This window comes from Arthrobacter senegalensis (assembly GCF_059091765.1).
Genome location: NZ_JBNHGZ010000002.1, coordinates 325,757 through 347,717, shown reverse-complemented (window position 1 = coordinate 347,717; position 21,961 = coordinate 325,757). Strand labels below are relative to the sequence as shown.

The 21,961-nt window shown below is 68.3% G+C and carries 18 protein-coding genes, 1 tRNA gene and 1 other RNA gene; 6 read left to right on the top strand and 14 right to left on the bottom strand.

Annotation, left to right across the window (positions count from 1 at the left end; all coding sequences use genetic code 11):
* Positions 1–13 precede the first annotated feature (13 nt).
* Positions 14–988: an endonuclease domain-containing protein gene (locus tag AC5RVG_RS07020; RefSeq protein ID WP_494013273.1), complete on the top strand. Its 975-nt coding sequence runs from the start codon at positions 14–16 to the stop codon at positions 986–988.
* Positions 989–1,148: 160 nt separating this feature from the next.
* Here AC5RVG_RS07020 and AC5RVG_RS07015 read toward each other — a convergent pair whose 3' ends face one another.
* The 4 genes from AC5RVG_RS07015 to purS all read right to left on the bottom strand — a co-directional run bounded on the left by AC5RVG_RS07015 (position 1,149) and on the right by purS (position 5,151).
* Positions 1,149–1,550 (bottom strand): VOC family protein, encoded by a 402-nt coding sequence (locus AC5RVG_RS07015; RefSeq protein WP_494013272.1) that lies wholly within the window; start codon positions 1,548–1,550, stop codon positions 1,149–1,151.
* Between the two features lie 131 nt (positions 1,551–1,681).
* Positions 1,682–4,096 carry a phosphoribosylformylglycinamidine synthase subunit PurL gene (gene purL, locus AC5RVG_RS07010; protein WP_494013271.1) on the bottom strand — a complete coding sequence of 805 codons (2,415 nt, stop codon included), beginning with the start codon at positions 4,094–4,096 and terminating at the stop codon, positions 1,682–1,684.
* The gene (gene purQ / locus AC5RVG_RS07005) at positions 4,097–4,879 is read right to left on the bottom strand and encodes a phosphoribosylformylglycinamidine synthase subunit PurQ (RefSeq protein ID WP_494013270.1); all 783 of its coding nucleotides are present in this window, start codon (positions 4,877–4,879) and stop codon (positions 4,097–4,099) included.
* A complete protein-coding gene (purS, locus tag AC5RVG_RS07000; protein WP_494002056.1) occupies positions 4,879–5,151 on the bottom strand; it encodes a phosphoribosylformylglycinamidine synthase subunit PurS in 273 nt (90 codons plus the stop codon). The genes purQ and purS overlap by 1 nt, the downstream gene beginning before the upstream one ends.
* Positions 5,152–5,373: 222 nt before the next feature.
* Between purS and AC5RVG_RS06995 the strand changes: the two genes are divergently transcribed.
* Positions 5,374–5,544 (top strand): hypothetical protein, encoded by a 171-nt coding sequence (locus AC5RVG_RS06995; protein WP_494013269.1) that lies wholly within the window; start codon positions 5,374–5,376, stop codon positions 5,542–5,544.
* Between the two features lie 35 nt (positions 5,545–5,579).
* Here AC5RVG_RS06995 and AC5RVG_RS06990 read toward each other — a convergent pair whose 3' ends face one another.
* A complete protein-coding gene (locus AC5RVG_RS06990) occupies positions 5,580–5,921 on the bottom strand; it encodes a serine protease inhibitor (protein ID WP_494013268.1) in 342 nt (113 codons plus the stop codon).
* 233 nt (positions 5,922–6,154) lie between these two features.
* Positions 6,155–7,195 (bottom strand): 3-methyladenine DNA glycosylase, encoded by a 1,041-nt coding sequence (locus AC5RVG_RS06985; protein ID WP_494013267.1) that lies wholly within the window; start codon positions 7,193–7,195, stop codon positions 6,155–6,157.
* Positions 7,196–7,514: 319 nt separating this feature from the next.
* Between AC5RVG_RS06985 and AC5RVG_RS06980 the strand changes: the two genes are divergently transcribed.
* Positions 7,515–10,673 (top strand): S8 family peptidase, encoded by a 3,159-nt coding sequence (locus tag AC5RVG_RS06980; protein ID WP_494013266.1) that lies wholly within the window; start codon positions 7,515–7,517, stop codon positions 10,671–10,673.
* 113 nt (positions 10,674–10,786) lie between these two features.
* Here AC5RVG_RS06980 and AC5RVG_RS06975 read toward each other — a convergent pair whose 3' ends face one another.
* Positions 10,787–11,248 (bottom strand): MarR family winged helix-turn-helix transcriptional regulator, encoded by a 462-nt coding sequence (locus AC5RVG_RS06975; RefSeq protein ID WP_494002061.1) that lies wholly within the window; start codon positions 11,246–11,248, stop codon positions 10,787–10,789.
* 95 nt (positions 11,249–11,343) lie between these two features.
* Between AC5RVG_RS06975 and AC5RVG_RS06970 the strand changes: the two genes are divergently transcribed.
* Together AC5RVG_RS06970 and AC5RVG_RS06965 are read left to right on the top strand one after the other, a co-directional pair.
* On the top strand, positions 11,344–11,556 hold the full coding sequence (locus AC5RVG_RS06970; RefSeq protein WP_494002062.1) for a hypothetical protein: 213 nt from the start codon (positions 11,344–11,346) through the stop codon (positions 11,554–11,556).
* Positions 11,557–11,663: 107 nt separating this feature from the next.
* Entirely contained in the window at positions 11,664–11,843 is a 180-nt protein-coding gene (locus tag AC5RVG_RS06965) for a hypothetical protein (RefSeq protein WP_494013265.1), read from the top strand.
* A 166-nt stretch (positions 11,844–12,009) separates the two neighbouring features.
* Here AC5RVG_RS06965 and AC5RVG_RS06960 read toward each other — a convergent pair whose 3' ends face one another.
* The 5 genes from AC5RVG_RS06960 to AC5RVG_RS06940 all read right to left on the bottom strand — a co-directional run bounded on the left by AC5RVG_RS06960 (position 12,010) and on the right by AC5RVG_RS06940 (position 19,055).
* Complete coding sequence (locus AC5RVG_RS06960) at positions 12,010–13,299, bottom strand: aspartate kinase (RefSeq protein WP_494002064.1); 1,290 nt, start codon at positions 13,297–13,299, stop codon at positions 12,010–12,012.
* A gap of 241 nt (positions 13,300–13,540) precedes the next feature.
* Positions 13,541–14,137, bottom strand: a complete 597-nt coding sequence (recR, locus tag AC5RVG_RS06955; protein ID WP_494002065.1) for a recombination mediator RecR — start codon at positions 14,135–14,137, stop codon at positions 13,541–13,543.
* A 24-nt stretch (positions 14,138–14,161) separates the two neighbouring features.
* On the bottom strand, positions 14,162–17,824 hold the full coding sequence (locus AC5RVG_RS06950; RefSeq protein ID WP_494013264.1) for a DNA polymerase III subunit gamma and tau: 3,663 nt from the start codon (positions 17,822–17,824) through the stop codon (positions 14,162–14,164).
* 75 nt (positions 17,825–17,899) lie between these two features.
* Positions 17,900–17,995: signal recognition particle sRNA small type (gene ffs, locus AC5RVG_RS06945), an RNA gene on the bottom strand.
* A 46-nt stretch (positions 17,996–18,041) separates the two neighbouring features.
* Entirely contained in the window at positions 18,042–19,055 is a 1,014-nt protein-coding gene (locus tag AC5RVG_RS06940) for a hypothetical protein (protein ID WP_494013263.1), read from the bottom strand.
* A 384-nt stretch (positions 19,056–19,439) separates the two neighbouring features.
* On the opposite strand from AC5RVG_RS06940, the gene AC5RVG_RS06935 reads away from it, so the two are divergent.
* Positions 19,440–19,527: transfer RNA gene (locus tag AC5RVG_RS06935), tRNA-Ser, on the top strand.
* A gap of 268 nt (positions 19,528–19,795) precedes the next feature.
* Here AC5RVG_RS06935 and AC5RVG_RS06930 read toward each other — a convergent pair.
* Positions 19,796–20,701 carry an oxygenase MpaB family protein gene (locus tag AC5RVG_RS06930; protein ID WP_494013262.1) on the bottom strand — a complete coding sequence of 302 codons (906 nt, stop codon included), beginning with the start codon at positions 20,699–20,701 and terminating at the stop codon, positions 19,796–19,798.
* 214 nt (positions 20,702–20,915) lie between these two features.
* Positions 20,916–21,947, bottom strand: coding sequence for an isopenicillin N synthase family dioxygenase (locus AC5RVG_RS06925; RefSeq protein WP_494013261.1), 1,032 nt, complete (start codon positions 21,945–21,947; stop codon positions 20,916–20,918).
* Between the last annotated feature and the right edge of the window lie 14 nt (positions 21,948–21,961).

Sequence of the window (21,961 nt, the reverse complement as noted above, 5' to 3'; positions counted from 1 at the left end):
CAAGAATGGAGGCATGAATCCCCGGGAACTTCCGGCAGCGTTGTCAGGTTCCTCTTTTGTTTGGCGGGAAGGACTCAAGGCGGGACTCAGCGAGAAACAGCTTTGGAGCGCGAGGGTGCTGCGGCCGAGCCGCGGCATCAGGATCCCGTGCCGCGAGGACCTCATCTTTGCGCAGCGGGTCCGGGCCTTCCAACTGGTCACTCCCGGGTCGGTCTTGTCCCACATCACAGCGGCCAGGCTGTGGGACTTCCCCCTTCCGCCGTCGGCTGCAGCGGACGATTCCATTCACGTAACACGGCCTGAGCACCTCAACGCGCCGCGCCGTATCGGAGTTGTGGGGCATCGGGCCAGACTTGGTCCCCAGGAAATCGTTGAGCTGGACGGGATGGCGGTGACATCCCGGCTCAAGACCTGGCTCGACCTCGCACCCGCACTCACCGTCCCCGAGCTGGTGGTCATCGGAGACCATTTGGTCCGTATTCCCCGCCCAAGGTACGAAAACAGGAAAGAACCATTCGCGACGGTGGCTGACCTGCTGGACGTCATAAGGCGCCACAAGGGCAAGCGCGGTGTGGTCAAAACGGCTGAGGCTGCCTCGCTTGTTCGGGTCGGAGCGGACTCCGCACCGGAGACCAGGCTGCGGCTTGCCCTGGTTGATGCAGGGCTGCCGGAACCAAGCCTCAACGAACCTATCGTGGATGGATGGGGAAGACGCTGGCACTCGCCGGACATGCAGTACAAGGAATATAAGCTCGCGATCGAATACGAAGGCGGCCACCACCGGACGGCCGAGCAGCTGGCCCGCGACATCAGGCGAGGCGAGAATACGGCCGCTCTGGGGTGGCTGGAGCGTCGGGTTTCCCAGGCTGATATGTACGACGGCGCGCGTGCCGCCGTGGCGAAGATACGCAGGGCCCTGCTGGCTCAAGGGTGGCGGCCGGGAGCCAGCCGAGGAACCACCGTGGGAACGGAAACGACTATTCCGTAAGTGCCCTTTTCGCAAGCGAAGAGGGCACCTGCTGAATAGTCGATGGAGCGGGGGTATGGGAGGGGCGCGGCTAACCCAGTTCCTTGCGGCTTATCTGGTGCCCGGCTTGCGGCTTATCCGGCTCGCGCCCTCGCGTCCGGTGCCCCGAGCGGCGCTTCGCTCACGGCGCCGGTTCGTAGCCGACGAGCCAGTGGAGTCCGTAACGATCGATCACCTGGCCATCGGAGGCGCCCCACGGCTTCGGGGCAAGGGGATCGACGACCCGGCCGCCAACGGCGAGCTTGTCGAACCACTCGTGCAGCACCTCGGGCTCGGCCGTCCCCAGCAACGAGAGCATGACGCCCTCGAGCCGGACGGTCTTCTCGCCGGGTGCCGCATCCGATCCGGCCAGGGCGACCACGCCGTTCAGCATTCCGTGGGCTATCTGCCCCGGCGGTCCCGCACTGTTGCCGAAGTCGTCATTGGTGTGCAGGGAAAGCTCTCCGCCAAAGATTTCTGCATAGAAACCGAGAGCTTCGCGGGCAGTGCCGGGGAAGCTGATATAGATCTGCGGTGCCGTCATGGGCACAGCATACAGACACGGATTGCCCGCACCGGCGGGTTCCGGTCCTCGGAGATAAGACGAAGAGGGATGTTCCCCGCACCGCGGTGCAGGGAACATCCCTCTTTCGCTCGCCCCGTGGGCGGCGGAACCTACCCGAAGTACTTCGGCAGGGTGCCCTCGTGGGCTTCCTTCAGTTCAGCCAGCGGCACGGAGAACTCGCTCTGGAAGTCCAGCGCGCCGTTCTCGGTGTCCACCACGCCGATGCGCATGAACGGGAAGCCCCGCGCGCCGCACATGTCCTTGAAGCGGACCTCTTCGCTGCGCGCCACGGACACGACGGCGCGGGCCTGGGACTCGCTGAACAGCAGCGTGAACAGGTCGACGCCGTCACGTTCGCAGACCTCGCCCAGGCCGATCCGGGCACCGACGCCGAAGCGCAGCGCCATCTCGGACAGGGCAGCGGCCAGGCCGCCTTCGGAGAGATCGTGGGCGGCGTCGATCATGCCGTCCCGGGAGGCGTTGATCAGCAACTCGCCCAGCAGCTTCTCGGCCGCCAGGTCCACGGCCGGGGGCTTGCCGCCCAGGTGTCCGCGCAGGTTGGCCCATTCGGAGCCGTCCAGCTCGTCGCGGGTGGTGCCCATCAGGTAGATGGCCTGGCCGTCCTCGCGCCAGCCCGACGGAGTGCGGCGGCCGACGTCGTCGAGTTTGCCGAGCATCGCCACGACCGGGGTCGGGTGGATCGGGGTGTTGCCGGTCTGGTTGTACAGCGAGACGTTGCCGCCGGTGACCGGGACGCCCAGTTCCATGCAGCCGTCGGAGAGGCCGCGGATCGCTTCGGCCAGCTGCCACATGACGTCCGGGTCCTCCGGCGAACCGAAGTTCAGGCAGTCGGACACCGCCATCGGGATGGCACCCACGGTTGCGACGTTCCGGTAGGCCTCGGCCAGGGCCAGTTGCGCACCCTGGTAGGGATCCAGGTAGGTGTAGCGGCCGTTGGCGTCGGTGGCCAGGGCAACCCCGAGACCGGTTTCCTCGTCCACCCGGACCACTCCGGCGTCGTCGGGCATGGCCAGTGCGGTATTGCCGCCCACGTAGCGGTCGTACTGGTTGGTCACCCAGTCCTTCGAGCACATGTTCGGGGACGCCATCAGTTCCAGCACGGCCGACTTGAGGTCCTCGGCGCTGGCCGGGGGGTTGGCGCCGGCGGCGGAGGCGCGGAAGCCGTCGGCCTGGACCCCGTCCTGCCATTCCGGGCGGGCGTAGGGCCGGTTGTAGACCGGGCCGTCGTGGGCGACGGTGCGCGGGTCGACGTCGACGATGGTCTCGCCGTCCCACTTGATGACCAGGCGGCCGGTGTCGGTGACCTCGCCCAGCCAGGAGTATTCCACGGCCCACTTGGCCATGACGGCCTCGAACGCCTCGACGTTCTCGGGCGAGACCACGGCCATCATGCGTTCCTGCGACTCGGACATCAGGATTTCGCCCGGCGTCAGGGTCGGATCGCGCAGCAGCACGGAGGTCAGCTCGACGTCCATGCCGCCGTCGCCGTTGGAGGCCAGTTCCGAGGTGGCGCAGGAGATGCCGGCGGCCCCCAGGTCCTGGATGCCCTCGACCAGCGAGCCCTTGAACAGTTCCAGGCAGCACTCGATGAGCACCTTCTCCGAAAACGGGTCGCCGACCTGGACCGCGGGACGCTTGGAGGGCTTGGTGTCGTCGAAGGACTCCGAGGACAGGATGGACGCACCGCCGATGCCGTCGCCGCCGGTGCGCGCGCCGAACAGCACCACCTTGTTGCCCTTGCCGGAGGCGTTGGCCAGCCGGATGTCCTCGTGGCGCATGACGCCCACGGCCAGGGCGTTTACCAGCGGGTTGCCCTGGTAAACGGAGTCGAAGACGACCTCGCCGCCGATATTCGGCAGGCCCAGCGAGTTGCCGTAGCCGCCGATGCCGGCGACCGCACCGTGGACGACGCGGGCGGTGTCCGGGTGATCGATCGCGCCGAAGCGCAGCGGGTCCATCACGGCCACCGGGCGCGCGCCCATGGAGATGATGTCGCGCACGATGCCGCCGATGCCGGTCGCGGCGCCCTGGTACGGCTCGACCATGGTGGGGGAGTTGTGTGACTCGATCTTGAAGGTTACGGCCCAGCCGTCACCCAGGTCCGTCACGCCGGCGTTCTCGCCGATGCCCACCAGCATGTGCTTCTTCATGTCCTCGGTGACCTTGTCGCCGAACTGGCGCAGGTGGACCTTGGAAGACTTGTAGGAGCAGTGCTCGGACCACATCACCGAATACATGGCCAGCTCGGCGGCGGTGGGGCGTCGGCCCAGCACCTTGACTACCTCGTCGAACTCGTTGCGCTTCAATCCCAGCTCGGCCCAGGGCAACTCGGTGTCCGGGGTCTGCGCGGCATGCTCCACGGTGTCGATGTTGAACTGACGCCCTTCGGCGCGTTCGACGGCGTCGGCCGCCCCGCCGTAGCTCTGCACGTGCTCATTGCGTGCCTCGGCCTCGGTTTCCAGCCGGGTATCCACTGATGTGCTGGTCGGATTGGTCTCGGTCATTTACTTGGCACCTGCCACAATCTTCGTCAAAACGGAGGTGAAAATTCCCAGGCCGTCGGTGCCGCCGCGCAGCTCGACGTCGCCGAAGGCAGAAGAGTCCGGACCGAAGCCGGCTTCCACGGCGTGTTCGGGGTGCGGCATCAGGCCCACCACGTTGCCCGCGGCGTTGCTGATTCCGGCGATGTCGCGGCGCGACCCGTTCGGGTTGCCGTCCGAGTAGCGGAACACCACGCGGTTCTCGGCTTCCAGCTCGTCCAGGGTCTTTTCGTCGGCGACGTACTGGCCGTCCTGGTTCTTCAGCGGCACCACGATTTCCGCGCCGGCTTTGTACTGGCTGGTCCAGGCCGTGGTGTTGTTCTCCACGCGCAGCCTCTGGTCGCGGCAGAGGAAGTGCAGGTGGTTGTTCTTGATCATGGAGCCGGGCAGCAGGTGTGCCTCGGTCAGCACCTGGAAGCCGTTGCAGATGCCCAGCACCGGCAGCGGATCGTGCTGCGCGTTGGCGGCGTCGGCAATTTGCTCCATCAGCGGGGCAAAGCGGGAGATCGCGCCGGCGCGCAGGTAGTCGCCGTAGGAGAAGCCGCCGGGGATGATCACGCCGTCCACGCCCTGCAGGTCATGGTCGCCGTGCCACAGGCTGACCGCGGTGCCGCCGGCAATCCGGACGGCACGGGCCGCGTCGCGGTCGTCGAGCGTGCCGGGGAAGGTAACGACGCCGATGCGCGCGCCGGAGAGGCCTGCGTCCGGTGCGGGCGAGAAGTCGCCGATCAGGGGTGTCTCAGTCATTATTCGCCGGCCCCGATGGTCGCCTCGGTGATGACCTCCACCCGGGTGACGTCTTCGATCACGGGGTTGGAGAGCAGCGTGGCGGCGGCATGCCGGGCCTGTTCCAGGAGTTCCTCGGTCACCTCGCCGTCAACCGTCAGTTCGAAGCGCTTGCCCTGGCGGACTTCGCTGAAGCCGGCCAGGCCCAGGCGGTTCAGCGCGCCGGCAATGGCTTTGCCCTGCGGATCAAGGATTTCGGGCTTGGGCATGACATCAACAACGATCCGGGGCATCCGGCCACTCCTGTGCTTGGATTGTGCTCTTCAAACGAAGCGAGGCGCGCGGAACTCAGTGCAGTGTCAATCCAACAATTGGTGCCGTCTCACGCTGACCCAGCGCTCCGCGAGCTTGCATGACTATTCTACCGGCATCGCGGGGCGCTGATTTTACGGGACGACGACGGCGGATCCCGGCAAAACCGTGCCGTCGGCCAGCGGGGCTCGTAGCATGGCTTCATGACGGAGAAGCCGCAGTCCATGCTGCTGCCCATCTTGGCCGCCGTCGTGCTGGGCGGCCTCGGGCGGATGGTCATTCGGAAGAAGCGCGACGACCGGCGGACCGCCCGTGCCGCACGCCGGGATCTTGACCGCCGGGTGAGCGAAGTCATGCGCGACGGCCGGCGCTGACCCGGTAGGTCACGGCGACTCCGACCAGGACGGCACTAAACTTCGCCGGCGCGGCCGCCCAGCAACGCGGCCATAGCGTTCCACTCGGAGATCTTGCACCCGTCGGTGAGGGAGAAGCGCTTGTTAACCTCGCGGCCGTTGAAGGTGCCGGTGACGTGGGCCTGCTGCGGACCGCCGTATTGCTGGGTGCAGAGGCGGTTGGGATCGGGCAGCTCGAAGAAAACCTTGTCCCCGTGCTTGGCCAGCGCCGCGCAAGCGCCCTCCGGGTCCCTGACCGTGGAGCCTTCGGCGGGACGGGAATCCCGGCACACCAGCAGTTGCTCAAGCCGGGCGGTGCTGTCGGCGGAGGTCAGCATGATGGACAGTTCGGCATCCACGGCCACACCTTTCTGATTGTCCGTCGGGGGTCCCGAGGGAGCGGGTTCCGATGGGGAAGGGGTCCCGCCGTCGCCCGGGGAAGCGGGAACGGCGATGCCGGGGGAAGGCTGCGGCTGGTCGCCCTGGCCGCAGGCCGCCAGCCATGGCAGGAAGAGCAGGCAGGAAAGGAGCACCGCCGCTTGGCGACAACGGGCCCGCCGCCGCCCTGGACGCTCCGCCTCAACGGCCATGGTCAGTCCTCCGTTCGGATCTTTCCCGGAGCGGAGTGACGCGCGCCCGCACGGTGCGACGACGAGTTCCCCTCCGTCCCGCGGTCCGGCACATTAGGCCCCTCGAGCACATCCAGTGCCTCCAGCACGTCCAGTACTTCCAAAAGCCGGAGGCGCAGCGACTGCGCCTCCGCGGCAAACGCCCGCTGGGCCGCCACGTACTGCGCGCGGCCCTCGGGGGTCTCGATCCGGACCGGTTCGTAGCCCCAGCCCGAGAGGTCGTAGGGCGAGGCCCGCATGTCCAGCTCGCGGATCCGCCAGGACAGCTCGAAGCAGTCCATCACCAGTTCGCTGGGCAGCGCCGGGGCCAGCTTGTACGCCCACTTGTACAGGTCCATGTTGGCGTGCAGGCAGCCGGGCTGTTCCATCTGCCGCTGGTTTTCCCGGGTGGGCTGCAGCGTGTTCAGCGGTACGGCCTGCGGCGTGTAAAACCGGAAGGCGTCGAAGTGCGAGCAGTTGATCCGGCTGCCCTCCACCACCTGGTCCGTTCCCTCCGCGCCGAGCCGCAGCTCCAGGTAGTCGTGCCGGACGCCGTTGAGCCGTGACTTGTAGGCCATGGCCCACTCGTGCAGCCCGAAGCAGCCGAACCGGGCCGGCCGCGACGCGGCGCCGGCCAGGATTTCCCGCGAAAACGCCACCGCCGTTCCCCGCGCCGCCAGGAAGGCTTCGGCGTCGAAGGTGACGGCATCGGCGTCGTGCCCCACGCCCGCAGTGCCGCACTCGGCGGCGGTCAGCGCCCGGTAGAACTTCCACCCGCGGCGCTCGCCGGCGTCGTCGCCGGTTAACACCACGCCAGCGCCGGGATGCCAGCGCGCCAGCTGCCCCGGCTTCAGGCTGTAATACGTGAAGAGGAAGTCTTCCACCGGGTGTTTCAGCCCGGCCGAGCGGCGTTGCAGGTAGGGCTGGGTGAAGCGCTCGGCGCGCTCGCCGTGGGCCCGGGCGCGCGGCAGCCACTGCTCCGGTTCGAGCACCCGGAGCCGGTCGAGGAGAACCTGCGGCGCCATGGTTCCATTGTCCCAGCCGCCGCGTCAGATTGGCACCCGGCTTATAGCACTGCTGGCCCCGGCAGGGAAGTACGCGCAGGGTATTTCCGCGGCGGCGCACCCAAGAAGGGTGAAACGGTTCTTTCAGACCTTCCGGTGCGGTACTTTGATCCCACAGACGCACCAATGTGGCTGTTGTCACAGATGGGGATGGGGCCGGCCTCGCACGCCGGGGAAATCCAATACCCTGCGGCCGCACGGCCTGCAGGATATGCATTCGGCTGCGTCTGCGGGCCGACCAAAGCGGTCGCGCCCACCGGATGAAAGGCATTTCCTTCTCATGACACAGCAAAGCAGCAGCTTTGTGCACCGGCAGGGATTGCGCTCTGCCGCGGCACTCGCACTGGGGATACCGCTGATCCTCTCCGGGCTCGCCGGCCCGGCGGCGGCCGCACCCGCCGACCTCGCCCGCACCATCACCTCGAATCCGGACGGGCAGCAGGCCGTCTACGAGGACGGCCGCTACATCGTGATGCTCTCCGGCGATCCGCTGGCCACCTATGAGGGCGGCGTGTCCGGCATCGCGGCAACGAAGCCCGCGCCCGGCGAAAAGCTGGACGGAAACAGCGCCAACGCCAAGAAGTACCGGGCACACCTGCAGGAGCAGCAGAACGACGTCGCCGCCTCCCAGGGCGTCAAGATCGGGAAGAGCTTCACGACGGCGGTGAACGGCTTCGCGGCGGAGCTGACCGGGCTGCAGGCAGCCGAGCTGGCCAAGAAGCCGGGCGTAGCGGCGGTAGCTCCGGACGAGCAGCACCACCCGGACTACTCCAGCACCGATTTCCTGGACCTGCCGGGCGGCAACGGCGTCTGGGCCGAACAGTATGGCGGCGCACAGAACGCCGGCAAGGGAACCGTGGTCGGCGTGATCGACACCGGCTACTACCCGGACAGCGACTTCCTGGCCGGCGAAGAGGTCAAGCCGCTGACCGGCAAGGCCAAGGTCGGCGAACCGTACCTGACGCAGGATGGCAAGATCGCCATGCTCAAGGCAGACGGCAGCACGTTCCTGGGCGAATGCCAGCCGGGCCAGGAAGGCTCCGGCTTCGACGGCACCGAATGCAACTCCAAGGTGCTCAGCGCCCGCTACTACGCCGACGACTTCCTGGCCTACGTGCCGCCGGAAGACAGGCACCCGCAGGAGTCCATTTCCCCGCTGGACATCGCCAGCCACGGCACCCACACCGCCACCACGGCCGCCGGCAACAGCGGGGTGACGCAGACCGTTGACGGCCGCGACTTCGGCACGGGCAACGGCGTGGCGCCGGCCGCCAAGGTCGCCGTCTACAAGATCTGCTGGGAGGACAACGACGACGCCACCGGCGGCTGCTACACCTCGGCCTCCGTGTCCGCGATCGAGCAGGCCATCCTCGACGGCGTCGACGTGCTGAACTACTCCGTCTCCGGCAACAACAACTCGGTGCTGGACCCGGTGTCCGTGGCGTTCCTGAGCGCGGCCGAGGTGGGCGTTTTCGTTTCCGCCTCCGCTGGCAACTCGGGCCCGGCTCCCGCCACCGTCAACCACAGCGCGCCCTGGGTGACCACGGTGGCGGCCAGCACGTTCTCCAACGAACTGCAGGGCACCGTGGAACTCTCGGACGGCACCAAGTACCGCGGCACGTCCATCATGAACCGCGAGGTTCCGCAGACGGCGCTGATCCTTTCCGCGCAGGCCGGTGCGGCCGGCGCCACCGGTGACGAGGCACGCTTGTGCTACCCCGGCAAGCTCGATCCGGCCAAGGTCGAAGGCAAGATCGTCATCTGCGACCGCGGCGTGATCGCCCGCGCGGACAAGTCGGTGGCCGTCGAGCAGGCCGGCGGTGTCGGCATGGTGCTCGTCAACGTGACCCCCGGGTCGCTCGACCTGGACCTGCATGCCGTCCCCACCGTGCACATCGACGACCCGTCCATCAAGGACAAGGTCGCCGCGGACCCGTCGCTGACCGCGGCGCTGCGCGACCGTGACACCACGGGGCTGCCGCAGAGTCCGGTCCCGCAGGTCGCCGAGTTCTCCTCGCGCGGTCCGTCCACGGCGGTGGACTCGAACCTGCTGAAGCCGGACGTCACGGCCCCCGGCGTGAACGTGCTCGCCGGAGTTTCCCCGGTAGTTGGCGGCGAGACCAGCGGCTTTATGTCCGGCACCTCGATGGCCGCGCCGCACGTAGCCGGCCTCGGCGCGCTGCTGCTGGCCAAGAACCCCAAGTGGTCCCCGGCCACCGTGAAGTCGGCGATGATGACCACCGCCGGCGACCTGGTCACGGAAGACGGCTCGGTGAACGAAGACCGCTTCGCCACCGGCGCCGGCCACGTGGATACCGCCCGGATGGGCGATCCCGGCCTGGCCTACGATGCCGATATCAACGACTGGCTCGGCTTCATCCAGGGCACAGGCCTGGACCTGGGCCTGAAGAAGCGGGACACCGTCGAGTCCAAGGACATCAACGTGCCGTCGTTCGCCCTCGGGAAGCTGGCCGGAAAGGTCACCGTGGAGCGCACGCTCACAGCCCTGAAGCCCGGCACCTACACGGCGGCCGTGGACCTGCCGGGCGTGAACGTGAAGGTCTCGCCCGCGAAGTTGACCTTCAAGAAGGCCGGCCAGGAACGCACGTTCAAGGTCACCTTCGAGAATGCGGATGCGCCGCTGGATCAGTTCACCATGGGTGAGCTGGTCTGGACGGAAGAGGCCAAGGGCTCCGGCCAGCACGCGGTCGTCTCGCCGATCGCCGTCCGGCCGGTCACCGCGGTGGCTCCCGCCAGCGTCGCGTTCGCTTCCGACGGCGGCGACGGCTCGGGCACGATCGAGGTCACCTCGGGCACCAACTCGCCGATCGACCTCGCGGTCGAGGGCCTGGCCAAGGCCAACGCCACCGCAGTGGAGAAGGTCCCTGGCCAGCCCGCCGTGATCGGTTCCAACGGCAGCACCGGATTCGCCCCGCAGGCGGTGCCGGCGGGTGCCACGCTGGCGCAGTTCTCCATCACCGCGGCCGACCCGGGGGCAGACTGGGATCTGTATGTCTACACCCCAGCCGGTACCGTGATCTCCGCGGCCACGGCGTCGGCGAGCGAGTCCCTGGCCATCAACAATCCGGCCCCGGGCACGTACTATGCCATCGCGCACCTGTACAGCAGCCCGGACGGCAAGGCCAGCAAGGGGACCATCGACACGGTGGCGCTGAGCGGTGACGCCGGCAACCTGGCGGTCAGCCCGGATCCGCTGCAGTTGGCCAACGGCGAGACCGGCACGGTGACCGCCGCCTGGTCCGGCCTGGCGGCCGGCAGCTGGGTAGGTCTGGTCAAGTTCGGCGACGGCGCGGCCACGGCGGTGACGGTCAATGTCTCCGGCAACGGCGCCACGGCGCAGGCGCCGGCAGCTGAAGGTACGGCCGTGATAGTCGACGGCAGTGCCTCGGAGCAGCCCGGGCAGCGCTCCGGCCGCTAACGGCGCCGGCGGCCCCGGCCGCTGACAGCATCTGAACAAGCGGGAGGGTGGCCGGTGGATACAACCACCGGCCACCCTCCCGCCGCATCTTCCGGCGGCTCCGTGCGTTGTCGCTAGTCCTTGGCTTCCCGTGCGGCCTTGATCAGCGCATGCATCGAGGCGTTCAGTTCGCGCAACTGCTCGCGTTCAAGCCCCAGGCGCGCCAGCATGGTTCCAGGCACGGCCAGTGCCTCCTCCCGCAGCGCCTGGCCGGCAGCGGTCAGCCCCACGGCCAGCGCCCGCTCGTTGCCTTCCACCCGCTCCCGGGTCACCAGGCCGGCCTGCTCCAGCCGCTTGAGCATGGGGGACAGGGTGGCGGGTTCCTGCTGCAGCGCCTCGGACAGGTCCTTAACCATCCGCGGGCTCTGCTCCCAGAGGGCGAGCATCATCAGGTATTGCGGATGCGTGAGGCCCAGCTTCTCCAGCACCGGCTTGTAGGAGGCCACCACGCTGCGCGACGCCACCGACAGCGCGAAGCACAACTGGTGCTCCAGCAGCAGATCGTCCGTCGTCCCCGCTGTGGCTGTCACGGCCATCACCATCCATCAGTTCGTGCGCTAATTGTTCGTGCCTTATTATGGGGTTGCATGCCCACCAGAGTCCACCGGGCACCGGAAGAAGGATCACGCCCATGACCGAGAAGAAGTCCCGCGTCAACGCGTTCATGCGGGCGACCGGCAAGTTCCGCATCGTCTTCGGCCCGGCCCAGAAAAGCGGCGTCGACCATCCCATGACCGAGGAGAACAAGGCGCTGCTCCAGCAGCGCGAGGCCGAAGCGTCGCAGTGGGAAACGGTCACCCGGGCGGACGGCAGCACCTACATCGTGCCGAAGAAGCCGGCCTAGCCCCGCCCTGTTCTTCCGTACCGGGCCTCGTTAAACTGATGCCACGGATTCTTCTGAGCAAGAAGGTGATTCAGATGGCTGGAAATCGGCGTTTTATGGACCGCTTCATGCGAGCCACGGAGAAGGCGGCGAAGGTCTGGGGCCCTGCCGATCGCATCGAAGCCGACACCCCGGTGGTGCACCGGCACGACGCGGCGGAGAAAGCGGCGGAGGAACAACTGGCCGAGATCGAAGTGGAGCGCGGTCCCGGCCACGCCTACGCCTACCGCAAGCCGCGCAAGGCCTGACACGCGACGAGGCCGCGCAAGGCCCGGCACATGACCAGGCCGCGCAAGGCTGGTACGCGATGAGGCCGCGCAAGGTACGCCTACCGCAAGCCGCGCAAGGCCTGACACACGAAGAGGGGCTGCCAGCCAACTGCTGACAGCCCCTCTCCGGTTCCGCCCCGCGGCGTCAGCGGCCGGTGCCGCCGTAGACCGTGGCTTCCTCATCGGTGTCCAGGTCGAATGCCGCGTGGACAGCGCGGACCGCGGTGTCCAGCAGATCGGCGTGTGTGACAATCGAGATGCGGATCTCGGAGGTGGAGATCATGTCCACGTTCACGCCGGCCTTGTGCAGGGCTTCGAAGAACTTGTAGGAGACGCCGGGGTTGGAGCGCATGCCCGCGCCGATCAGCGAGAGCTTGCCGACATTTTCGTTGTAGAGAATGCCCTCGAAGCCCACCACGTCCTGGGCCGCGTTGAGTGCCTCCAGGGCTTCCTTGCCCTCCACCATGGGCAGCGTGAAGGAGATGTCCGTCTTGCCGGTCCCGCGGGTGGAGATGTTCTGCACGATCATGTCGATGTTCGAGTGCGCGCCGGCGACGATACCGAAGATTTCCGCGGCCTTGCCGGGGATGTCGGGCACGCCCAGGATGGTGACCTTGGCTTCGGAGCGGTCGTGGGCAACGCCGGAGATGATGGGCTGTTCCAAGGGTTCTCCCTCTTGAATCTTGATCTTGTCGTCGGGGTTGGGCAGTACCCAGGTTCCCTCGTTCGTGCTGAAGGACGAGCGCACGTGCAGCTTCACGCCGAAGCGGCGGGCGTACTCGACGCAGCGCAGGTGCAGGATCTTGGAGCCGGAGGCCGCCATTTCCAGCATCTCCTCGCTGGAGATGGCGTCGATCTTGCGGGCGGTGTGCACCACCCGCGGATCGGCGGTGTAGATGCCGTCCACGTCAGTGTAGATCTCGCAGACGTCGGCGCCCAGGGCCGCCGCCAGCGCCACCGCGGTGGTGTCCGAACCGCCGCGGCCCAGCGTGGTGATGTCGTTGCTCTCCCGGCTGATGCCTTGGAAGCCGGCGACAATGGCGATCTCGCCCTTTTCGATGGTCGTCATCACCCGGTGCGGCGAGACGTCGATAATCCGCGCCCTGCCGTGGATGGCGTCGGTGACCATGCCGGCCTGGCTGCCGGTGAAGGACTGGGCCCTGGAGCCGAATTCCTGGATGGCCATGGCCAGCAGCGACATCGAGATGCGTTCGCCGGCGGACAACAGCATGTCCATTTCGCGGGCACTGCTGCTGCTGGAGGAGACCTGGTTGGCCAGATCCAGCAGTTCGTCGGTGGTGTCTCCCATGGCGGACACGACGACGACAACCTGGTTGCCGGCGGCCTGGGTGTCGACCACGCGTTGTGCCACGCGTTTGATCCCCTCCGCGTCCGATACTGAGGAACCGCCAAACTTCTGCACTATCAGGCTCATGTGTTCTCTAAACAACTCCTGGGTTGGGGCCCGGACCGCGGCCGCCAGGGCGCGCATGCGGGCTCATGGATTTGCTGCCACGCATCCCGGCTGCGCACCGCGCGGCAACCGCCATTCTAGCGCCGTAGTGGTTAGGGCGGAGAATGGGGCGGGCAGTATGACCGGCCAGGGTAATAACGACGACGGTGCCTGGCCTGCGTCCGACTCGCGCGACGCACCGCGTGGCTGGGCCGCCGCTTTGCTACGTGAGCATGCGGCGGCCTTCGAAGGCGCGGCCCAGTGTAACTTCGTCCGCGTACTCGAGGTCGCCTCCCACCGGCAGGCCGGACGCCAATCGGCTGACGGGAATGCCGATGGTCTTGAGCATGCGGCCCAGATAGGTCGCCGTCGCCTCGCCTTCAAGGTTCGGATCGGTGGCGATGATGATTTCCTCGATCTGTCCGTCCGAGAGGCGGCCGAGCAACTCGCGGATGCGTAGTTGCTCCGGACCCACGCCGCCAATTGGATTGATGGCGCCGCCGAGCACGTGGTAGCGGCCCTTGAAGGACCGGGTGCGCTCAATCGCGATGACGTCCTTGGACTCTTCCACCACGCAGATGGCCGTCGGATCCCGGCGCGGGTCGCGGCAGATGTTGCAGGTGTCCTGTTCGGAGACGTTCCCGCAGATGGAGCAGAACTTCACCCGCTCCTTGACGTGGGTGACGGCGTCAACGAGCCGCTTCATGTCGGCCGGATCGGACTCCAAGATGTGGAACGCGATGCGTTGGGCGGACTTCGGGCCGATTCCAGGCAAGCGGCCGAGCTCGTCGATCAGCTCCTGGACAGCACCTTCGTACACTGAACCTTCAATCTCCGCGGGCGGTTAGGAACCGTCGAGGCTTCGTTCCTCGATCAGGCGTCCGCCGAGGAGCCTTTCAATGGCAGCGCGGCCCACCAGTCCGGAATCTTCGATGGCCTCGTCGTCTTCGCTGGGGATGTCCTCGACGTACTTCAAGTTTAGGTCACGGGCTGCCGGGGACGGCGCCGCGGCGGCCGATGTCGCCCGTGTGGCCTTCGCCTGGTCCAGCAACTGCTGGTAGCGGCTGCGCTTTTGCCCAGGCATCTGCCGGTCCGGCGTCGTTTCCCATTCCTCGGCGGGTGGTTCGTCGTTCGCGTACGGGATGTCGTCGTACGGAGAAGCCTGTGCCGGGGCGGAGGGGGCGGGAGTGCTTGGTGGTGCCGACAGGGCGCCGGCGGGCTGGCTGTTCGGTGGGGCGGCAGCCCCGGCGACCTCCCCTGCTGGAGAGCCAGGAGCTGCTGGACCTTTGGGAGCTGCGGGGGCGGGGAAGCCGGCCAGCGCCGAGCCGGAGTGGTTCGAGGCCGCTGGCGCACCGGCTGCCACGGGGACAGCGGTGGGAGCCCCCGGGGCCGCCATCCGCTCGGCCAGCTTCGCGAACACCGGCTTCTCCCCGGGCAGGGCAGGCGGCCGCTGGCCGTTGCCGGAGGCGCTGTTCGGCGATTCGGCCGACGGCGCTGACGCCGCGGTGGCCCCGGAGAAACCGCTGGGGGCTGATGCCCCTGACGCGGCGGAGGTAGCGCTGGGTGCGGAGGCGGCGGTGGGCGCCGAGAGGCTTGAGCCCGCGGACATGCCGCTGGGGGCGGAGGCGGCTGTGGGCGCCGAGAGGCTTGAGCCCGCGGACATGCCGCTGGGGGCTGAAGCGGCTGTGGGTGCCGACATCCCGCTCGCGGCCGAAAGGCCACTGGACGCGGAGACCCCGCTGGGGGCAGACGGACCGGAAACAGCCGAGGCAGGGGATACGCCAAATCCCCCCGGCATCGCAGGACCACCGGAGAAGCCGGACGTTGCGGAGCCGGTCGACATCGCCGAGCCGGACGGTTCGGCCGGGGCAGCCGGCATCGCCGGTTCTGCCGAAGACGGAGAAGGCGCCGAGCCGGAGTTGGCCGTGGAGTCGGCCATCCGGGCAGCGGCCGGTGCCGGCTGCTGATGGATAGCTTGCCCAGCCGGTTCCGAAACCGGCGCGGGCGCACCTACCGTGGCGGTGTTGGCGGACCAACCTCCGTCTGCCGGCTGCGGCCGGCTAGTAGGTACTTTTGGGTTTGACTCACCCGCTGTCACCGACGCGTCTTCAACGGTTTGAATCTGCAGGTCGATCCCGAGCACTTGCTGGATGGCCTGGCGCACGTTGTCCGCGTGGTCGCCGTTGTTGAAGTTGGTGGCGGACCCCTGGTTTTTGAAACCGAGCGTCAGCGCCGTGCCGTCGAGGCTGAGCGGCGAGGCATTGGTGCTGACGTTCATCCACGTCACCTTGCGGATGCCGCTGAGCGTGCTCAGGATCTCCGGCCAGGCGCGGCGGATCATCTCGATCTGCCCGGACGCCTGCGGGCTCGACTGGCCCTGGCGCGCAGCCTGCGCCGGTGGTGCGGCCTGTTCCGGGCGCGCCGGAGACTGTTGTGCCGGGGCCGGTGCCTGTGGTGCAACCGGTTCCGGTCGGGCCGGCGGCTGGGCCGGGGCCTGCGCCTGTGGTGCAACTGGATCCGGGCGCCCCGGAGCCTGCGGGGCAACCGGTTCCGGGCGTGCCGGAGCCTGCGGTGCTGCCGGTGCCTGCCGCTGCGGTCCGCGCTGCTGCGCCGGGGGCTGGCCCTGTGCCTGCGGCCGCTCGTTGGCTGCCGCTGCCGGCGCCGCCGTGTTCCGGGGAGATTGAGCCGGCTGGCCCGATCCACGGGCCTGGTCTACGGCCGGCTGAGCGGGGCGCGGTGCTTCGGTTGCCGGAGCCGGCTCCGGCATGGCGCCCCAGGTGCCACCCCAGTCGGCCGCGCTTTCGCCGGAGGAGCCGGCAGCAGCGTTCTGCTGGCCGGCCGCATCGGAGGGGACCTGCACGCCGGCGTCCTGCCTGCCGCCGTCCCGCGGATTCCCGAACACCGACGACGGGACGGTCGGACGGCTGGAATCCTTGGCGGATGCCGGAGCGGAAGGCGGCGGGGCGGAAGACGCCTGGGCCTCGGCTGCGGCCGCGGCGCCGTTCCCATCCGGAGATCCGGAGGTTTCCGCCGTCGCAGGTGCCGTACCCGCGGAAGCAGCGGGAGCTCCGCCGTCGTGCTGTTGGGCAGGCTGGCCTGAAGTTTGGGAGTTGTTGGCGGCGGGGGCGGCGGGACCCTGCTGGTCTTCGCGGGGCCAGTCGGTGGTGCTAACCCGCGGGGGAGTGAGGCGCTCGGCGTCCGGGCGGGCGGGCTCGGCCTTCTGCGCGTTGGCTCCCCGGAGCGCGGCGCGCGCGGCTTCGGGCCCGGAGAGCGGGGGCTCCGCGGCGGCGTGCACGGCGGGCGCCTGCGGCTGGCCGGCTGCCGGTGATGAAACCGGGGCCCCGCCGTAGCTGAGCCGGCGCTCGATCCGGTCCACCCGAGCCGCGACGCCCTGCTCGCCCTGGTCGGCGGCGGGCAGCAGGATCCGCGCGCACAGCAGTTCGAGGTGCAGGCGCGGGGAGGTGGCGCCGGTCATCTCGGTCAGCGCCTGGTTGGTGATGTCCGCGGCCCGGGAAAGCTCGGACGCGCCCAGCTGGTTGGCCTGGGTCTGCATCCGGGCGATCTGGTCTTCCGGAACGCCGCGCAGGATCGCGTGGGCGCTTTCCGGCATGGCGCGCACGATGATCAGGTCGCGGAAGCGCTCGAGCAGGTCCTCGACGAAGCGGCGCGGATCGTGGCCGGTCTGCACCACGCGGTCCACGGCGCTGAACACGGTGGACGCGTCGCCCGCGGCGAAGGCGTCGACGACGTCGTCCAGCAGGGAGGCGTGCGTGTAGCCGAGCAGGGAAACGGCCAGTTCGTAGTCCAGCCCGTCGGGTCCGGCGCCGGCCATCAACTGGTCCAGCACGGAGAGCGAGTCGCGGACCGAGCCGCCGCCGGCCCGGATCACCAGCGAGAGGACGCCCGGGGCCACCGAAACGTTCTCCTGCCGGCACAGCAATTCGAGGTACTGCATCAGCGGTTCCGGTGGGACCAGCCGGAAAGGATAGTGGTGGGTCCGGGAGCGAATGGTGCCGATGACCTTGTCCGGCTCCGTGGTGGCGAAGATGAACTTGATGTGTTCCGGCGGCTCTTCGACGATCTTGAGCAGGGCGTTGAAGCCGGCCGACGTGACCATGTGGGCCTCGTCGATGATGAAGATCTTGTAGCGGTCGCGCACCGGGGCGAAGGTGGCCCGCTCGCGCAGGTCGCGGGCGTCGTCCACGCCGCCGTGGGATGCGGCGTCGATCTCGATGACGTCGAGGCTGCCCGGTCCGCCGCGGCCGAGCTCGACGCAGGAGTCGCAGGTGCCGCAAGGGGTGGGGGTGGGGCCCTCCGCGCAGTTCAGGCAGCGGGCCAGGATGCGGGCCGAGGTGGTCTTGCCGCAGCCGCGCGGGCCGGAGAACAGGTACGCGTGGTTGACGCGGTTCTTCTGCAGCGCCGCCATCAGCGGATGGGTGACGTGTTCCTGCCCGATAACGTCCGCGAAAGTGTCCGGGCGGTAGCGACGGTAAAGGGCTGTACTCACGATCAAACCCTATCGGTTGAAACTGGGCCGGTGCACGCCGGAGCGGCCGGGCTGGGGATAGGCAGCATGGGGGTAAGTAAAGACCCCTCATGCACCTGACAGAGCCCGCTTACCCTTGCTACCTTCCGGTCCTGGGGGAGTTCACAGGATGACACCGCATGAGGGGCCGACGAACAGTCTACCTGACGTCGGACGGCGGCCCGAAATCAGGCGCCCGTCACCCGCCGGGGGTCGTCGGGGAGCCGGCGGCGGCGTCGGGAATGGCGTCGGGAGCATCCCACCAGCGCAGCACGCGGGAGCACCGCAGTGTGGCCCAGCGGCCGATGTCCTCTGCCGTCCAGCGGAACCACATCCGCCCCGGATACGGGCGGTACCCGCCCCAGTTGCCCGGGCTGCGCCGTCCGTGGGCCACTACCTTGATGGCGGGCGACATCCGGTCATCGTGCGGGCAGCCCTCGGCGCGAAAGTACTCGAGGCCGCGCAGGATGTCGTAGTGCCACTGCGGCGGGAACCGGAACTGGGACAGCGAAGGATGCGCCACGGCCCCGGTCCGGTGTGACCGGTAAAGCGAATGCATCAGCAGGAATTCGCGGCCGCGTGCCTCGGCGACCTCCACCTTGATCGCACCGCCGCCGTGCCGGTAGGCAGCCAGCGCCTCCAACGTGCTGATGGTGGTGTGGAACGAGGCGTGCTTGGTCGGTGAGCTGTGGGGCTCGCAGTTCCAACCGCCGTCGTCCAGTTCCTCGGCCAGCAGCCACGACACTGCCTTGTCGATCCGTGGATCGCCGCCGAGTCGCTGGCCCAGCTCGGAGCCGACCAGCACAGCCATGGCCGTGACGCAGTTCTCGGCCCGGTCCTGGTGCCGGCCGTAGGTCAGCCCGCCGTCGAAGTACTCTGCCCCGTCCAGCAGCCTCCGACAGCCGGCCACGGCCTGAGGGTGCCCCGGGGCGAGTCCGAGCCAATGCAGCAGCAGCAGGGTGAACATGGTGGAGGTCCATTTGGGGTTGTAGAGGCCGCCGCCCCAGCTGCCGTCCGGATCCTGCGCCTGCAGCAGCAAGGCGCCCCAGCCGGAGCCGGCAATTTGGGCTTGCGCGGCCGCCACTTCGCCTTCGGGCGCGTCGCAGAGATCACGCAGGGTTTGGAACCGGATTGACGCATCCCCGGCCAGCAGCCAGTCCACAATGCGTGCCGGTGGCACGCTGCCTACCGCTGACTCTGTACCGGTGGCCATGTTGTTTTGTCCCCTTAGAAAAGGGGCTGCCCCCAGCCCCTCACCTCACCCATGGCGTAAGTTTGCCACTGCCGGTCGCAGCCTTCCAGAGCTAAACGGCGGTCGTACCCGCACGGTCTCGGATTCGATTTTTGGGCCCGTGCTGAAGGGGTGGCGGCCGTCTCCAGAGGAGGCCAGGTCGCCCAACCTCAGGCCCCTTAGAGGCCTGGGTTGAGGTACATGGACTCCCGAATTCGGCTCCCTGGATTTCCGCGCCCCAGCCCCCTTGGAGTCCTCGGCCCCAGCTTTCTGGACTCCCGCGCCCAGTTCCCTGCACTCCTGCCCGATTCGGCACATGGGGCCGCTTTCGGGTACTCTGGTATCTGCTCTTGTGAGCAAGCATCTGGAGGATTCGCCTAGCGGCCTATGGCGCACGCCTGGAACGCGTGTTGGGTTCACGCCCTCGGGGGTTCAAATCCCCCATCCTCCGCCAGACCCAGCGGCCCCGATCTGCACTGCAGACCGGGGCCGCTGGCGTTAAAGCGCAAGGCCCGTTGCCGAGGCGCAGCGCAAGGTCGGTCGCGAAGGCGCAACGCAAGGCCGGACGAGGTGTTCATACCGACGAGCCAGCCGCGGATCGGTCAGCATCTGCCCATGTATAGCCCTAACTTCCCACGTTTCGGAGAACCAAAAAGCCCCTGACCTGCGGGTTTGTTCAAGGGCCCGTTTGAAACATGGGAAGTTATCACCAGGGTCCTTCGTCAAGCCTGCTGCCCGAGCCGGGCGAGGCGGCGGCGAGCGGCGGCTTCGCTGGGCCCGGTCTTGCTCAGCCCGAGCCGGACGACGCCTAGGACGAGCTGGGTGGCGGGCTTGATGAGGACCCGCAGCGGCAGGGGAGTGGTCGGGCGCAGCCCCAGCAGGCGGCGGTGCTCCTTGGGCAGCGTTTCGACGGCGGCGGCGAACAGGATGCGGTAACCCAGTCGTTGCGAGCGGGGCAGCGGCGGCCGCCTGACAAACGCGACCGTCTCCTCCATGGTGGGCGACGCGGCTAGCTCCGGGGCGAAGCCGGCCAGTTGAGCGCGCAGTTCCGCATAAGTGCGGGGCGGGTCCGAGACCTGCATGAGCTCGCCGGCCTTGGCCCATTCGGCCACATAGCGGTCCGGACCACCCGGCAACCGGCGGCCGTAGGCCAGGTGCGCGGTGACGAAGGCGTCGGTGAAGGTCAGATGCACCCACCGCAACAGGTGGGGGTCGTTGGCAAAGTACGGTTGCTGCCCGCCGGAGGAGTCGGTGTAGGTTCCGCGGACGCGTTCATGCAGGCGCAGGACGTGGTCGCAGGCGGACCGCGCCGCCGCGGTGTCGCCGTAAGTGACTGTGAAGATCCACCGGATGGTATTAGCCAGGCGCCGCAGCGGATCATCCCGGTAGGCGGAGAAGTCATGCACGCCGGCCAGCGCGCCGGGATGCAGCGTCTGGGTGAGCAGCGAACGGATGCCGGCGACCAGAGTATGCATCGAGCCGTGAACCGCCCAGACGGCCGAATCGGGCGCGAAGTAGCCCGCGTCGTCGCCGTTCTCCAGGTCCAGCTCCCACTGCGGGATTGTGTCGCTCTGCCCGGAAAACGTGCCCCGCAGTTCGTCGCGCCAGCGGGTCAGGATGTTGCCCACACAGCCATTATGGGCGAGCGGGAACGGCCGCGCACCGGGGTGGGCGGAGCCTGCACCGAGAAGAATGGTGTGTGCGACGCCGAGCGCCGCACACACCATGGGAGTCCCGGAGGCCAAAGGAAGCCCGGAGGCCAAAGGAGGCCAGGCGGCCCGGCGGCCCGAAACCGGCGGACCCGGCGCCCCGTCCGCCGGAACCCCCGGCGACCTGCCGCGCCTACTTCTTGGCGAGCAGCTCCGGATAGAACTTCTCGGTCACGTCCGGGTGGGCGCGCAGCCGTCCCTTGAGCATGTTGGCGCCGAAGCTTGAGAGCATCGGGTTGGTGGGGTCGTCGGTGCGACCGCGGGACTCGGCCTTGAGCTCGTCCGGCAGCGGGACCGGGTCGATCACGGCATCCAGGCGCGGCGACCAGAAGAACGGCACGGAGTAGCGGTCCACGCCGGGCGGCGGAGCCTGCACGCGGTGGACGGTGGCGGTGATGTAGCCGTCGGTGGCGACCTCCAGCATTTCGCCCAGGTTCACCACCAGGGCACCCTCGATCGGCTCGACCGGCAGCCACTCGTCGGACTCCGGCGGCCGCACCTCGAGCCCGCCCACCATGTCCTGCAGCAGCAGGGTGACGAAGCCGTAGTCGGCGTGCACGCCCACGCCCTGGTCGCCGGCTTCCTCCACCACGCCGCCCACGTAGTGCACCAGCTTGCCCATCCAGTGCGGGGTGCCGGCGAACGGTTCGTCGAAGTAGTCTTCCGGCAGGCCCAGCCCGACGCCGATGGCCGAGAGCAGGTCATGGCCCACCGTGGACATCAGCTCGGCCCAGGCCATGGCTTTCTCGCGCAGGTCCGGCTGCACGGCGTCCGGCCACTGGTTAGGGCCGCGGAGCAGCCAGTATTTCTGGTCCTCGGGGTAGTCGGTGACCGGCTCGCTCTCGGGCGAGTAGTCCAGCTGCTCGCGGGCATCGGCGCGGCCTTGGGTCCGTTCGGTGCCCATGCGGGTGTAGCCGCGGAAATGCGGGGAGTTTCGGTTGTCCAGCTTCAGCCGCTCTTCCAGCGGCAGGTCAAAGAAGCGCTTCATCGCGTCGAAGAGTTCCGCCACCTGGCCCTCGGCCGCGCCGTAGCCGGTGATTTGGAAGAACCCGACGCGGTGCGCGGCGTCGCGCAGCTGGTCGATGAAGACCGGGTTGAAGCTGCCGTCCGCAAGGCGGGCGGTGCTCATGTCGAGTACTGGAATGCTCCCCTGAAGTGCGTTCATGGAAGGCAGACTAG

Excerpts from the sequence above, each read along its gene's own strand:
- AC5RVG_RS07020 (WP_494013273.1), top strand. The coding sequence starts at position 14 with ATGAATCCCCGGGAACTTCCGGCAGCGTTGTCAGGTTCCTCTTTTGTT.
- AC5RVG_RS07015 (WP_494013272.1), bottom strand. The coding sequence starts at position 1,550 with ATGACGGCACCGCAGATCTATATCAGCTTCCCCGGCACTGCCCGCGAA.
- purL (WP_494013271.1), bottom strand. The coding sequence starts at position 4,096 with ATGACCGAGACCAATCCGACCAGCACATCAGTGGATACCCGGCTGGAA.
- purQ (WP_494013270.1), bottom strand. The coding sequence starts at position 4,879 with ATGACTGAGACACCCCTGATCGGCGACTTCTCGCCCGCACCGGACGCA.
- purS (WP_494002056.1), bottom strand. The coding sequence starts at position 5,151 with ATGCCCCGGATCGTTGTTGATGTCATGCCCAAGCCCGAAATCCTTGAT.
- AC5RVG_RS06995 (WP_494013269.1), top strand. The coding sequence starts at position 5,374 with ATGACGGAGAAGCCGCAGTCCATGCTGCTGCCCATCTTGGCCGCCGTC.
- AC5RVG_RS06985 (WP_494013267.1), bottom strand. The coding sequence starts at position 7,195 with ATGGCGCCGCAGGTTCTCCTCGACCGGCTCCGGGTGCTCGAACCGGAG.
- AC5RVG_RS06980 (WP_494013266.1), top strand. The coding sequence starts at position 7,515 with ATGACACAGCAAAGCAGCAGCTTTGTGCACCGGCAGGGATTGCGCTCT.
- AC5RVG_RS06975 (WP_494002061.1), bottom strand. The coding sequence starts at position 11,248 with ATGGCCGTGACAGCCACAGCGGGGACGACGGACGATCTGCTGCTGGAG.
- AC5RVG_RS06970 (WP_494002062.1), top strand. The coding sequence starts at position 11,344 with ATGACCGAGAAGAAGTCCCGCGTCAACGCGTTCATGCGGGCGACCGGC.
- AC5RVG_RS06965 (WP_494013265.1), top strand. The coding sequence starts at position 11,664 with ATGCGAGCCACGGAGAAGGCGGCGAAGGTCTGGGGCCCTGCCGATCGC.
- AC5RVG_RS06960 (WP_494002064.1), bottom strand. The coding sequence starts at position 13,299 with ATGAGCCTGATAGTGCAGAAGTTTGGCGGTTCCTCAGTATCGGACGCG.
- AC5RVG_RS06940 (WP_494013263.1), bottom strand. The coding sequence starts at position 19,055 with ATGGCCACCGGTACAGAGTCAGCGGTAGGCAGCGTGCCACCGGCACGC.
- AC5RVG_RS06925 (WP_494013261.1), bottom strand. The coding sequence starts at position 21,947 with ATGAACGCACTTCAGGGGAGCATTCCAGTACTCGACATGAGCACCGCC.